Origin of the sequence: Bacillus sp. SIMBA_074 (assembly GCF_046534555.1) — a bacterium.
In the GTDB taxonomy this organism is placed as follows: Bacteria; Bacillota; Bacilli; order Bacillales; family Bacillaceae_G; genus Bacillus_A; species Bacillus_A mycoides.
Map to the genome: position 1 here is coordinate 1 of NZ_JAWRYM010001275.1, position 234 is coordinate 234.

General features: G+C 76.9%; 1 pseudogene. It reads right to left on the reverse strand.

Annotated features, from left to right (window positions below):
- Positions 1 to 234 (reverse strand): annotated as a pseudogene (locus SB773_RS34815) (hypothetical protein); the annotation flags it as partial.

Sequence of the window (234 nt, forward strand, 5' to 3'; positions counted from 1 at the left end):
GACGAGGGTCTGGGCCACCGTGGCGTGCGGCTCGGTGCGGGTGGTGTTGGGGAGCTCGCGGAGCGCGGCCTCCAGCGTCGCGGCGTCGAGGTCGGAGAGCTCGCCCTGGCCGAACAGCGCCTGGGCGGCGGCGATGGTGGCCTCGGTGGCCTCGACACCGCGCACCAGCGCGGTCACCTCGAACGCCAGGCGGCGCTGCGCCTCGCGCCCGAAAGGCTCCTCGGCGACCGCGCG